General features: G+C 72.6%; 12 protein-coding genes. 5 read left to right on the forward strand and 7 right to left on the reverse strand.

What is annotated here, in order from left to right; translation table 11 throughout:
* Positions 1-252 precede the first annotated feature (252 nt).
* The 4 genes from ABTY61_RS13175 (at position 253) to ABTY61_RS13190 (ending at position 5,377) form a co-directional block, all read left to right on the forward strand.
* Entirely contained in the window at positions 253-1,260 is a 1,008-nt protein-coding gene (locus ABTY61_RS13175; RefSeq protein WP_350505050.1) for a polyprenyl synthetase family protein, read from the forward strand.
* A gap of 94 nt (positions 1,261-1,354) precedes the next feature.
* Positions 1,355-2,017, forward strand: coding sequence for a LuxR C-terminal-related transcriptional regulator (locus ABTY61_RS13180; protein ID WP_350505051.1), 663 nt, complete (start codon positions 1,355-1,357; stop codon positions 2,015-2,017).
* Between the two features lie 292 nt (positions 2,018-2,309).
* Positions 2,310-4,310 carry a 2-oxoacid:acceptor oxidoreductase subunit alpha gene (locus ABTY61_RS13185; protein ID WP_502895294.1) on the forward strand — a complete coding sequence of 667 codons (2,001 nt, stop codon included), beginning with the start codon at positions 2,310-2,312 and terminating at the stop codon, positions 4,308-4,310.
* On the forward strand, positions 4,307-5,377 hold the full coding sequence (locus ABTY61_RS13190; protein ID WP_350505053.1) for a 2-oxoacid:ferredoxin oxidoreductase subunit beta: 1,071 nt from the start codon (positions 4,307-4,309) through the stop codon (positions 5,375-5,377). Before ABTY61_RS13185 ends, ABTY61_RS13190 begins: the two co-directional genes overlap by 4 nt.
* A 67-nt stretch (positions 5,378-5,444) precedes the next feature.
* On the opposite strand, the gene ABTY61_RS13195 is transcribed toward ABTY61_RS13190, so the two are convergent.
* From ABTY61_RS13195 to ABTY61_RS13205, 3 genes are all read right to left on the reverse strand, one after another.
* Complete coding sequence (locus ABTY61_RS13195) at positions 5,445-5,825, reverse strand: VOC family protein (RefSeq protein WP_350505054.1); 381 nt, start codon at positions 5,823-5,825, stop codon at positions 5,445-5,447.
* A gap of 143 nt (positions 5,826-5,968) precedes the next feature.
* A complete protein-coding gene (locus ABTY61_RS13200; RefSeq protein WP_350505055.1) occupies positions 5,969-7,630 on the reverse strand; it encodes an LCP family protein in 1,662 nt (553 codons plus the stop codon).
* Positions 7,623-7,949, reverse strand: coding sequence for a DUF6542 domain-containing protein (locus ABTY61_RS13205; protein ID WP_502895295.1), 327 nt, complete (start codon positions 7,947-7,949; stop codon positions 7,623-7,625). Before ABTY61_RS13205 ends, ABTY61_RS13200 begins: the two co-directional genes overlap by 8 nt.
* 441 nt (positions 7,950-8,390) lie before the next feature.
* On the opposite strand from ABTY61_RS13205, the gene ABTY61_RS13210 reads away from it, so the two are divergent.
* A complete protein-coding gene (locus ABTY61_RS13210; protein WP_350505057.1) occupies positions 8,391-9,032 on the forward strand; it encodes a TetR/AcrR family transcriptional regulator in 642 nt (213 codons plus the stop codon).
* Between the two features lie 103 nt (positions 9,033-9,135).
* Here ABTY61_RS13210 and ABTY61_RS13215 read toward each other — a convergent pair whose 3' ends face one another.
* The 4 genes from ABTY61_RS13215 to ABTY61_RS13230 all read right to left on the reverse strand — a co-directional run bounded on the left by ABTY61_RS13215 (position 9,136) and on the right by ABTY61_RS13230 (position 12,118).
* Positions 9,136-9,834, reverse strand: coding sequence for a single stranded DNA-binding domain-containing protein (locus tag ABTY61_RS13215; RefSeq protein WP_350505058.1), 699 nt, complete (start codon positions 9,832-9,834; stop codon positions 9,136-9,138).
* Positions 9,835-10,103: 269 nt separating this feature from the next.
* A complete protein-coding gene (locus ABTY61_RS13220; protein ID WP_350505059.1) occupies positions 10,104-10,925 on the reverse strand; it encodes a GNAT family N-acetyltransferase in 822 nt (273 codons plus the stop codon).
* 62 nt (positions 10,926-10,987) lie between these two features.
* Positions 10,988-11,554 (reverse strand): RICIN domain-containing protein, encoded by a 567-nt coding sequence (locus tag ABTY61_RS13225; RefSeq protein WP_350505060.1) that lies wholly within the window; start codon positions 11,552-11,554, stop codon positions 10,988-10,990.
* Between the two features lie 117 nt (positions 11,555-11,671).
* Positions 11,672-12,118, reverse strand: coding sequence for a CAP domain-containing protein (locus ABTY61_RS13230; RefSeq protein ID WP_350505061.1), 447 nt, complete (start codon positions 12,116-12,118; stop codon positions 11,672-11,674).
* Between the last annotated feature and the right edge of the window lie 83 nt (positions 12,119-12,201).

Here is a 12,201-nt window from a genome sequence, read left to right on the forward strand (position 1 = left end):
CCGGCGCCGGTCGGTTTGTCGGAGATCGGTCCGGATCCGCGGGCCGATCTCCGGCTTTTGTTCACCGATGAATTCGCCCCCACCGCCGCTTCGCCCGCGCAGGCCTCCTGACCAGGGCTTCCGGCGCGGTCATGACGGGATCCGCACGCCCGTGCAGTGATCCACTCACGACCGGATACCCTGCCTGTATGGCCAGCGGCGGCACTCAGGGACCAGGCCGCTAGATCGACCAGGGACAGAGGAGTGGTCTTCGTGACCGTCGTGGGACCCTTCGGGCTCAGCGTGCAGGACCGCGACCTGACCCGGGACGTCCAGGCCGGACTGGACGCGGTGGAGGCGGCGCTCTCCGAGGCCGTCAAGAGCGACGTCCCCTTCATCACCGTCACCGCCAGCCACCTGATCGAGGCCGGGGGCAAGCGCTTCCGTCCGCTGCTCCTGCTGCTGGCCGCCCAGTTCGGCGACCCGGGGGCGCCCGGCGTGGTGCCGGCCGCGGTGGTCGTGGAGCTGACGCACCTGGCCACGCTGTACCACGACGACGTGATGGACGAGGCCCCGGTGCGCCGCGGCGCGGAGAGCGCCAACTCCCGCTGGGACAACTCGGTGGCCATCCTGACCGGTGACTTCCTGTTCTCCCGCGCCTCCCAGGTGCTGGCCGACCTCGGCCCGGAGGCGGTGCGGATGCAGGCCGAGGCCTTCGAGCGGCTGGTGACCGGCCAGATCCTGGAGACCCGCGGCCCCGGCGAGTCCGACCGGCTGCTGCACTACCTGGACGTGCTGGCCGGCAAGACCGGATCGCTGATCGCCGTCTCCTGCCGGATAGGAGCACTGATGTCCGGCGCCTCGCCCGCGCTGGTGGACACCCTCGGCGAGTTCGGCGAGCGGATCGGCATCGCCTTCCAGCTGGCCGACGACGTGCTGGACATCGCCAGCGACGGCCACGAGTCCGGCAAGACCCCCGGCACCGACCTGCGCGAGGGCGTGCCGACCCTGCCCACCCTGCTGCTGGAGCAGATGCCCGCCGACCCGTCCGACCCGGACGACACCCGGCTGCGCGAACTGCTCGCCCAGGACCTCTCCGACGACGACCTGCACGCCGAGGCGCTGCGCCTGCTGCGCGCCCACCCCGCCCTGGAGCGCGCCCGCCGGGAGACCCTGCGGCACGCCGAGGAGGCCCGGGCGCTGCTGGCCCCGCTGCCGGACTGCGCGGCGAAGGCCGCCCTGGACGGGCTGTGCGACGCGGTGGCGATCCGCACCATGTGACCGCCCCCGGGCGGATCCCACCCCGAGCCCGTACGGGGGCGGGCGGATGGGGGAGACTGACTCCCGTCAGCTCTCGCCTGCCCGGAAGGTCGCCATGCGCCGCGTCGTCATCGCCGAGGACTCCGTACTGCTGCGGGAAGGTCTGACCCGGCTGCTCACCGACCGCGGTCTGGAGGTCGTCGCGGGGGTCGGGGACGGCGCCGCCCTGGTGAAGACCATCCACGACCTGGCGGCGGCCGACGCCCTGCCGGACGTGGTGGTCTCGGACGTGCGGATGCCCCCGACCCACACCGACGAGGGCCTGCGCGCCTGCGTGGAACTGCGCGGGCGCTACCCGCAGCTGGGTGTGCTGGTGCTGTCGCAGTTCGTGGAGGAGCGGTACGCGTCCGAGCTGCTGGCCGGGTCTACCCGGGGCGTCGGCTACCTGTTGAAGGACCGGGTCGCCGAGGTGCGCGAGTTCGCCGACGCGGTGGTGCGGGTCGCCGACGGCGGCACCGCGCTGGACCCGGAGGTGGTGCAGCAGTTGCTCAGCCGCAGCCGCAAGGGCGACGTTCTGGCCAATCTCACGCCGCGCGAGCGCGAGGTGCTCGGTCTGATGGCGGAGGGGCGCACCAATGCGGCTGTGGCCAAGCAGCTGGTGGTGTCCGACGGGGCGGTTGAGAAGCACGTCAGCAACATCTTCCTCAAGCTGGGTCTGGCGCAGAGCCCGGAGGACCACCGCCGGGTGCTCGCGGTGCTCACCTATCTCAACTCCTAGTCCGGGGCCGCCCGGCGCGGCGCGGTCCGGGGCCGTCCCGGGCTGTCGCGGGCCGGTCGGTCCGGGCCGGGGGCGCCCCGGGGTCCAGGCGCGGGGCGCATGGTCTGTATGCGGAATGATCTCCGGCGGCGGGGCGTTGAAGCCGAGTGCGGTACCGGCCACGGGCAGGTGAAATTCCGGCCCGAGTTCCAGCCGGGCCCGAGTCCGCGCGCATAGGATGCGAACGGTGCACCAAGCGGACGGGGCACGGGGCCGCGCCCGCGGTGGTGCGTCCACGAGGAGGTCCGCGGCAGTGACCAGTCAGGTCGATCAGTCAGAGGCAGTGGACGGATCGGGCGGCGACGGGGGTCGTTCCGGCAGTGGTGACGGACGCCCGGGATCGACGGCCGGACCGGCAGGTCCGCACGCCCCGGGCAGCCCACCGGAGAGGCGCGCCAAGCCCGTTCGCAGACTCGACCGGGTGATCATCCGGTTCGCCGGGGACTCCGGTGACGGCATGCAGCTCACCGGTGACCGCTTCACCTCGGAGACGGCCGCGTTCGGCAACGACCTCTCCACGCTGCCGAACTTCCCGGCCGAGATCCGGGCCCCCGCCGGCACCCTGCCGGGCGTCTCGTCCTTCCAACTGCACTTCGCCGACCACGACATCCTCACACCGGGCGATGCCCCGAACGTGCTGGTGGCGATGAACCCGGCGGCGCTGAAGGCCAACCTGCCGGACCTGCCGCGCGGCGCGGAGATCATCGTCAACACCGACGAGTTCACCAAGCGCGCGCTGGCCAAGGTCGGTTACGCGGCGGACCCGCTCGGCGACGACTCGCTGGACGCCTTCCACCTGCACCGGGTGCCGCTGACCACACTGACCCTGGAGGCGCTCAAGGACAGCGGGCTGGCCCGCAAGGACGCCGAGCGGGCGAAGAACATGTTCGCCCTGGGGCTGCTGTCCTGGATGTACCACCGGCCCACCCACGGCACCGAGACCTTCCTGCGCTCCAAGTTCGCCAAGAAGCCGCAGATCGCCGAGGCCAACATCAGCGCCTTCCGGGCGGGCTGGAACTTCGGCGAGACCACCGAGTCCTTCGCGGTCTCCTACGAGGTGCCGCCGGCCAAGCTGCCGGCCGGGCGCTACCGCAACATCTCCGGCAACCTGGCGCTGTCCTACGGGCTGATCGCCGCCGGGCAGCGGTCCGGCCTGCCGCTGTACCTGGGCTCGTACCCGATCACCCCGGCCTCGGACATCCTGCACGAGCTGAGCCGGCACAAGAACTTCGGGGTGCGCACCTTCCAGGCCGAGGACGAGATCGCCGGCATCGGCGCGGCGCTCGGCGCGGCCTTCGGCGGGGCGCTGGGCGTGACGACGACCTCGGGGCCGGGCGTGGCGCTCAAGTCGGAGACGATCGGACTGGCGGTCTCGCTGGAACTGCCGCTGCTGGTGGTGGACATCCAGCGCGGCGGCCCGTCCACCGGCCTGCCGACCAAGACCGAGCAGGCGGACCTGCTGCAGGCGATGTTCGGCCGCAACGGCGAGGCGCCGGTGCCGATCGTGGCCCCGGCCACGCCCGCCGAGTGCTTCGACGCGGCGCTGGAGGCGGCCCGGATCGCGGTGACCTACCGCACCCCGGTGTTCCTGCTCTCGGACGGCTACCTGGCGAACGGCTCGGAGCCCTGGCGGATCCCGGAGGTCGGTGAACTGCCGGAGATCGACCCGAAGTTCGCCACCGGCCCGAACCGCGAGGACGGCGCCTTCTGGCCCTACCTGCGGGACCCGCACACCCTGGCCCGGCCCTGGGCGGTGCCCGGCACGGCCGGCCTGGAGCACCGGATCGGCGGCATCGAGAAGCAGGACGGCACCGGGAACATCTCCTACGACCCGGCCAACCACGACCTGATGGTCCGCACCCGGCAGGCGAAGATCGACGGGATCACGGTCAAGCCGGTGGAGGTCGACGACCCGACCGGCGACGCCCGGGTGCTGGTGCTCGGCTGGGGCTCGACCTACGGCCCGATCACCGCGGCGGTGCGCCGGGTGCGCGCGGACGGCGGCGAGGTGGCCCAGGCGCACCTGCGCAACCTCAACCCGTTCCCGGCCAACCTGGGCTCGGTGCTGCGCAGTTACGAGAAGGTCATCGTGCCCGAGATGAACCTGGGCCAGCTCGCGCTGCTGCTGCGGGCGAAGTACCTGGTGGACGCCGAGTCCTACAACCAGGTGCGTGGACTGCCTTTCAAGGCGGCACAGTTGGCGGACGTGCTGGGGGCGGCGATCGGCAGCCTGGACGAGGAGGACCACCGATGAGTGACGTCGATCCCGAGAAGCGCGGCTTCCCGTCGCTGAAGCTGGTGCCCAAGGCCGAAGGCCCGCAGAGCGCCCGGGACTTCAAGACCGACCAGGAGGTGCGCTGGTGCCCGGGCTGCGGGGACTACGCGATCCTGGCGGCGGTGCAGTCCTTCATGCCGGAGCTCGGCATCCGGCGCGAGAACACGGTGTTCGTCTCCGGCATCGGCTGCTCCTCGCGCTTCCCGTACTACATGAACACCTACGGGGTGCACTCGATCCACGGCCGGGCGCCGGCGATCGCCACCGGGCTGGCCTCCTCCCGGCGCGACCTCAGCGTGTGGGTGGTCACCGGGGACGGCGACGCGCTGTCGATCGGCGGCAACCACCTGATCCACGCCCTGCGGCGCAACGTCAACCTGAAGATCCTGCTGTTCAACAACCGGATCTACGGGCTCACCAAGGGCCAGTACTCGCCGACCAGCGAGCTCGGGAAGATCACCAAGTCGACCCCGATGGGTTCGCTGGACGCGCCGTTCAACCCGCTGTCGCTGGCGATCGGCGCCGAGGCCTCCTTCGTCGCCCGCACCATCGACTCGGACCGCCAGCACCTCCAGTCGGTGCTCCGGGCGGCGGCCGAGCACCAGGGCACCGCGCTGGTGGAGATCTACCAGAACTGCAACATCTTCAACGACGGCGCCTTCGAGGTGCTCAAGGAGGCCGGGACGCGGGACGAGGCGCTGATCCGGCTGGAGCACGGGCAGCCGATCCGCTTCGGCGCGGAGGCGGCCAACGGCGTCTTCCGGGGAGAGGACGGCGAGCTGTTCACCGCCCCGGTCACGGCGGAGAACGAGGCGCGGGTGCTGGTGCACGACGCCCACGCGGCCGGCCCGACCGGCGCCTTCGCGCTCTCCCGGATCGCCGACGCGGACACCCTGCACCACACGCCGATCGGCGTGCTGCGCGATGTCCGGCGCCCGGTCTACGACGACCTGATGGAGAGCCAGCTGGCCACCGCCGCCGCCCACCGCGGGCCGGGCGACCTGGCGACGCTGCTGGCCGGCGCCGACACCTGGACGGTGGACTGACCGTCCGTCGCACGCGCGCAGGCGCCCCCGTCCGGAGAGGGACGGGGGCGCCTGCGTGCGCGTGCCGTCACTGCTCGGGCCACTCCACCAGTTCGACCAGGACCCCGTTCGGGTCGGTGACCTGGAACAGCTTCTCGCCCCACGGCTCCTCGCGCAGCGGCAGGGTGATCGCGACCCCCTCGCCGCGCAGCCGCGCCTCCTGGGCGGCGACGTCCTCGACGGTGAACGCCAGGATCACCCCGTCCGCGGTGCGCTCCCGCTGCTCCTCGGGCAGCACCTCCAGGCCGCGCCGCAGGTAGACGACGTCGACCCCGCCGCCGGGGTGGCCGAGCGAGACGAAGCCGTCGGCGGACATTCGCTCGGTGTAGCCGAAGTGCCGCTGGAGGAAGGCGGCGGAGGTGCCGGTGTCCTCGACGGTGAGGGAGACGACGGTGCCGGTGATCTGCATGCGGAGCCCTTTCGTCAATGCGCACGGTTATCCCGTACGCAGTACACTATACATAGTACGGAGAATGTTGTCAGGAATGGGCTTGGGAAAGACTTGAGGGAGGCCCCCGGTGGGGACCTCCCTCGGCCGTGCTGCGGATCGCGTCAGAAGACGCAGGGGATGCCGCCGTCCGACGTGGCGTCGACGCCGGGGCCCTGCATCGGCAGGTTGGCGGCCGGGTCGCCGGTGGGGGCGGGGCCGGGCGTGGTGGGCTTGTCGCCGGCGACACCGGTGAAGGTGGAGCCCAGGGTGACCACCACGTGGTCCGAGGCGGCGGTGGCGGACTCGGTGGCGGTGACGCCGTAGCGGGCGGCGATCTGGTCGGCGGCCTCCTTGGCGCCCTTGCCGTAGGTCACCGTGGTGGTCTTCGGCTTGGTGTGCGCCGGGCCGCTCGTGCCCTCCTTGAAGCCCATCGCGACCAGCGCCTTGGACTCGGCGGAGGAGGAGACCCCGGCGGCCGAGGAGGCGTTGAACACGTCCACGGTGGCCGGGGAGGCCGCCTTGGCCGGGGTGGTCGCGGTCGGCGCCGGGGCGGGGGCCTCGGTGGTCGGGGCGTCGGTGGCGCCGTCCGCCGGGGCGGCGGGGGCGGCCGCGTCGGCGTAGCCGAACACCTGCTTGACCACCTTCTGGATCTTCGAGGGGGTGACCAGGTTGACGTCCTGGCCGTTCCTGGTGCCGAAGCCGTCGAAGGTCAGGGTGTTGAACTCGACGTTGCCGCCGGTCAGCGCCGGGGCCTGCTGGGCGAAGTCCAGGACGTTCCACTCGTTGTCGATCACCAGGTCCTTCTGGACGACGCCGAACAGGTCCTTGAGCTTGCCGAGGTCGCTGATGATGCCGTCCTGCTTGAGCTTGTGCACGACGGAGGAGATGAAGGCCTGCTGGCGGTGGGTGCGGGCGAAGTCGCCGGTGTTGCCCTTGCCGTCGTCCAGGTTGTGGCGCTGGCGGACGAAGGCCAGTGCCTGGGAGGCGTTGAGGGTGTTGATGCCCTTCTTGAAGTCGGCGCCGGAGCCCTGGCCCTCCATCGCCGGGTCCTTGGTGTCGTGGGTCAGGCAGACCTGGATCGGCTGCACCGCCTTGGCGATGTCGTAGAAGCCCATCAGGTTGACCTCGGCCACGTGGTCGACCGGCTGGTTCACGAAGGTCTGGACGGTGCGGATGGTGGCCGCGCGGCCGGCGTCGCGGCCGGCCTTCTCCAGGTCGGCGCCCTTCAGGCCCTTGGCCTTCGAGCTCCGGTCGAAGGCGTCCTTGGCGTTGCCGTACGCCTCCTTGATCTTGTGCATGCCCTGCTGGGAGCCGTCCCCGTTGTACGTCATGACGTAGTCGTCGCGGGGGATGGAGATCGCCTGCACCTTGCCGCCGTTGGCCGGTATGTGCAGCAGGATCAGGGAGTTGGTGTTGTAGCCGCCGATGTCCGAGCTGTGGCCGGCGTGCAGTTCGTCCTGGACGAACTCCGGGGGCAGGTCGGAGCCGTCCATGTTCTTGCGGCTGTCCAGGCCGATCAGCAGCAGGTTGACCGAGTTGTCCAGGTGCTTCGGGGCGTCCTTCTTGGTCACCGAGATCGCGTTGGACGTGGTCATCCCGTCGGTCAGCGAGGTGTACTCGTACCAGACCACGCCGCTGGCCGCGAATACCGCGAAGCCGACCGTGGTGGCCACCACCCGGCCGGCGATCAGCAGCGGGGAGCCGCCGCTGCGCCCCGTCCGGGCCTCCTGGGCCTTGCGGTTGGCGGCCCGGCCGCCCGCCGGGCGCTCACGCTCGTCAGCCATGCTGCCTCCTCCGGTCCCGGACCACCCGGACCACGATCACCAGCAGGGCCGCCGCGGCGGCCTGCGCCATCACCGGGAAACCGTGCACCACCCACTTGGCGCCGCCGGTGGCCAGGGCCTTGCCCTGGTACTTGTCGCCGTTGGCCGCCAGTTCGGCCACGGCCGTCACGCCGAGCACTATGACCGGGGAGGCGGCGAGCACCCACCACCAGCCGCGGTGGGTGCTGAGCACGGCCGCCAGGCCGGTGCCGAGCACCGCGCAGACCGCGAAGGCCAGGCCCATGCCCGGACCGGAGAGCTCGTCGATCACGGCGCCCACCAGCGGCAACCCGACGGCCACCACCGCGGGCAGCGCGGGCCCGCCGGAGAAGGGACGTGTGGGGCCCGCGGGCCGGGCCGCCGCCCGCCGTCGTGAACCCTGGTCGGACGACCGTCCTCGCTGCCCCGCCACTCACTCACCCCCGGGTGTTCCCGTGCTTCGCGCGCCACGTCGGTGCTGCGCCGGGTCTGCTGTGGGAGAGCGGTTGCGGCGCTGCCAGTACGGGACGCTGGTGTTCGGCCGGCCGGTTCCCGTTCTCGGTTTCCCGCTGCTGCTCGGGGGCAGGCACGTTTTCGGATTTGCTCTACAGAGGTGTAGAGATCGTACGCAGCATAGAGCACGCCTGTTCGGTGGCAAGCCCGCTCGTGAACGGGCCTGCAGACACTACACCGGGCAGTTTATGAGACGGTCGGCGGGGCGCCGACGGAGAAGGAGAACGTCGTGGCGACCACGGGCGCAACGGGACGGCCGGAGAAGCGCAAGGCGATCACCCGGGCCGCGACCACGGTGTTCGGACGGGAGGGGTACGTCCGGGCCAGCATGGACGCGATCGCCGCCGAGGCCGGGGTGTCCAAGCGCACGGTCTACAACCACTTCGCCGACAAGGAGACCCTCTTCCTGTCGGTGGCCCTGCAGAACTCGGCGGAACTGGCCGAGCGGATGCGCGAGTTGCTGGCCGAGCACCTCGACGGGGCGGTGGACGTGCGGCGCGCCCTGACCGACTTCGCGGTGGAGCGGGCGAACGCGGTGCCGGCCGCGGGCGAGCTCGGTGCGCTCGGCCGGGCCATCCGCGCCGAGGTGGCCAACATCCCGGCGGACGTCCTGGAGGCCTGGCTGGAGACCGGCCCGGCGGCCGCCCAGCGCGCCCTCGCGCAGTGCCTGGCCGCGCTCACCGGGCGCGGGCTGCTGGCCGTCACGGATCCGGGGCTCGCCGCCGAGCAGTTCACGCTGCTCACCTTCCACGGCGTGGCCGAGCGCTCCTTCTGGGGCGCCCTGCCGGTGGCCGAGGAGGAGGTCCGGCGGATCGCCGGGTCCGGGGTGGACGCCTTCCTGCGGATCCACGGCGGGCCGACCGCGGGCTGAGCGCGGGCTGAGCGCGGGCTGAACGCGCGTCGGCGGGCGGGGCGGCGTCGGACCAACCCCGCCCGCCGGTCATCGCGGGTCACCGCCGGTCACCGTCGGTGGGTCACTTCCAGTTGACGCCCTTGCCCAGGGTGTACGGCTCGCCCCAGTACTCGGCGCCCGACACCTTGGTGGCCGCCGGGGCCAGCGCCAGCACGCAGGAGGTGATCGACTGCCCGTTGGTGAAGCCCTTCGGGAAGGACGGGTGCGGGCACTTGTCGAAGCTGCCGATCAGCATCACCTCGGCGGCCTCCGAGCCGTCCGGCAGGGTGCCCTTCAGCTGGGTCAGGCTGGCGAAGGACAGATCGGTGCTGCCGGTGTTGGTGACCTTGAAGCGGACGTAGTACGGCACCATGCCCGCGGCCTTGTCGCCGAGCTTCAGCGGGGTGAGGTCGGCCGGGTCGCCCTTGTCGATCGAGGTGACCGCGAGCGAGACGGTGCCCTTGGTGCTGCCCGAGCTGAACGGGATGGTGGCCGCGGCACCGATCTTCACCGTGGAGCCGGGCGCCGCCGTCGGCCCGGCCTGGGCGGGGGCGCCGCCGGTCGCCGCACCGCCCGTGCCGCCGGTCGGGGCGTCCGCCGAGGCGGAGGCCGCCGGGCTGGTCGGCGCGGCGGACGGCGTGGCCGGCGCCTGGGTGGCCGGCGGGGTGGTGGCGGCGCTGTCGGACGACGCGGCGTCGTCGTTGCAGGCGCTCATGGTGAGCGCGCCGACCACGACCAGGCCGGCCAGGGCCATGGTGCGACTGTTGCGGATGGTCTTCATGTGACGTCCCCCGTGCATGCGGACCACCTGGCGGCAGTCCTCCTGAGGGACGTTCATAGCGCAGTGGGAAAGCCGGGCGCCATTGCTTTGGCGCCGTCTTGACCCCGCCGTGACGAGTCCCACGCGGGTCCGTGACAAGGGATGCCGAGTCGTGACCAGTGGTACCCGAACCGCCTGCCACCTCGGCGGATCCCGCGTCGTGCGATTCCGACCACCCCGTGTACGGACCTTGCGATGACGATCGATCGGGCCCGTCGGCCGGCGGTGGGCTACCGGCGTGCTGCCATGGTCAGTTCGGTGTAGGTGGTGACGGCGGTGAAGCCGAGCCGCCGGTAGAGGTGGATCGCCGGGGCGTTGTCGGTGCGGACGTTGAGGCCCAGGTGGTCGGTGGTCGGGGCGAGTCGGCGGGACAGCGCGGTGACGCAGGCGCGGGCCAGACCGCGGCCGCGGGCGTCGGGGTGGGTGACGACGTTGCCGAGCACGGCGACCCGGTGGGCGGGCGAGTGCACGTGCACCCCGGCGGCGGCCAGCAGCCGGCCCCGCTCCCGGACGCCGACGTAGCCGCCGCCCGCGAGCAGCCGCTGGTCGAACCAGGACTCGGGGTGGCCCGCGGCCAGCAGGGCGCGCAGGTCGTCCAGGTCGGACAGGTCCAACGGCTCGGCCCGGTGGGCCTGTTGGGCGGGATCGGCGTAATCGGCGGGATCGGTGGGCTCGGCCGGCAGCCGGTTCGGGTCCGGGAGGATCATCCGCAGCAGCGGGGTGCGGCGCTCGGCGGCGTAGTCGGGGGCGAGGGCCCGCTCGGCGCCGTCCGGGAGCCCGGCCGTGAAGCGGCGCGGGAGGAAGGGGCGCAGCGCGCCGAGCAGCTCCTCCAGGGCGGGGACGGCGGCGGGCCGGGCGAAGGCGAGCAGCACGGGGGTGTCGCCGCCGCTGTAGAGCAGGGCGACCGGCCCGCGCTCCGGATCGGCCGTGTACCAGGCGGTGTTGGGCCAGAGCGTGTCGTCCAGGTCGCCGAGCTCGAACAGGTGCAGGGCGGGGTCGGTGCGGAACCGCGCGGCGAGGGCGGTGCGGTCGTGCAGGCTGATGAGGGGCACGCGGTGAAGGATAGGCCCGTTCCGCCGGAGGGGCGGTCGGCGGAACGGGAGCCGTGGGGCGGCTACTTGTGCCAGCGCTGAGCCGGGTCGTTGCCGTCGCAGGAGGTCACCGAGGTGTACTGGGCGATGCCGTTGCCCTTGAGGCACTGCCCGGTGGCGACGTTGCGGATCAGGTACCAGCCGCGGTCCTCGTCGGTGAGCCGCCACTTCTGGTTGGCGCCCATCCAGGGGCCGTTCTGCTGGTTGAGGCCGTCCAGGCCGCCGGGGGTGTCCCAGAGCTGGACGGCGCCGCTGCCGTGCGAGTCGAGGTCGAGCACCTTGCCGCTGCCGCCGTGCGAGATGGCGGTGGTGCCGTCGCAGTAGTCCCAGAACGTCCAGGTCTGGGCGGGGGACTGGTTGGCGGTGTAGGTGCCGACCCGCTTGCCGTTGGTCTCGTCGTTGGAGGGCAGGTCGAGGGCGCCGGCGGAGCCGTTGAAGACGCTGACGGTGGCGTTCACGGACGGCCCGAGGTCGCAGGGGCCGGGCGTGGCGGCCTGGGCGGCCGGGGCGGCGACCAGGACGGTGGCGGCCAGGGCCGCGGCGGCCCCGAGTCCGGCGAGCAGGCGGCGGGCGGGGGTGGGGGTGGTCATGGCGGTTCTCCTTCGGGTGGGTGGGGTGAGGTGGGGTGCGTGGCGGTCCGTGGTGCGCGGTGGCCCGTGGTGTGCGGCGGCCCGTGGTGTGCGGCGGTCCGTGGTGCGCGGTGGCCGTCAGACCTGGCCGAGGGTCAGCACGTAGCGGCCCGGGGTGCCGTCCCGGCCGGGCGCGAAGCCGATGCCGAGGTGGTTGAAGCGCGGGTCGAGCACGGTCTCCCGGTGCCGGGGGCTGGTCATCCACAGCTGGACGGCCTGGGGCACGCTGTCGGCCGGGGCGACGAGTTCGGCGGCGAAGCGGAAGGCGAAGCCGGCTGCCCGGACCCGGCGCCAGGGCGTGCTGCCGTCGCTGCCGTCCTGCTGGAGCAGGTCGTGCGCGGCGAGGTCGGCGGCGTGGCGCTGGGCCGCGGCGTTCAGCCGTTCGTCCGGGTTCAGGAGCCGGGCGCCGCCGTGGACGCGCCGGAAGTTGACGGAGGTCAGCATCTCGGTGCGGAAGTCGCCGCCGGCGGTCCAGCCCGCCGTCGCGGGCGGCACGGCCCGGCTGTTGCGCTCGAGCGTGGTCATGGGTCGCGTCTCTCCTCGGGGTGTCGCCCCGGGGCCGCGTGGTCCGCGGTCCGGGGCCGGATGAGGAGTACGGTCCCGGACCG

This window comes from Kitasatospora sp. NPDC096128 (assembly GCF_040303105.1).
Taxonomy (GTDB): Bacteria; Actinomycetota; Actinomycetes; order Streptomycetales; family Streptomycetaceae; genus Kitasatospora.

Bases quoted from the DNA above. Each gene is read 5' to 3' on its own strand.
- ABTY61_RS13225 (WP_350505060.1), bottom strand. From the start codon at position 11,554: ATGACCACCCCCACCCCCGCCCGCCGCCTGCTCGCCGGACTCGGGGCC.
- ABTY61_RS13200 (WP_350505055.1), bottom strand. From the start codon at position 7,630: ATGGCTGACGAGCGTGAGCGCCCGGCGGGCGGCCGGGCCGCCAACCGC.
- ABTY61_RS13180 (WP_350505051.1), top strand. From the start codon at position 1,355: ATGCGCCGCGTCGTCATCGCCGAGGACTCCGTACTGCTGCGGGAAGGT.
- ABTY61_RS13215 (WP_350505058.1), bottom strand. From the start codon at position 9,834: ATGAAGACCATCCGCAACAGTCGCACCATGGCCCTGGCCGGCCTGGTC.
- ABTY61_RS13195 (WP_350505054.1), bottom strand. From the start codon at position 5,825: ATGCAGATCACCGGCACCGTCGTCTCCCTCACCGTCGAGGACACCGGC.
- ABTY61_RS13190 (WP_350505053.1), top strand. From the start codon at position 4,307: ATGAGTGACGTCGATCCCGAGAAGCGCGGCTTCCCGTCGCTGAAGCTG.
- ABTY61_RS13230 (WP_350505061.1), bottom strand. From the start codon at position 12,118: ATGACCACGCTCGAGCGCAACAGCCGGGCCGTGCCGCCCGCGACGGCG.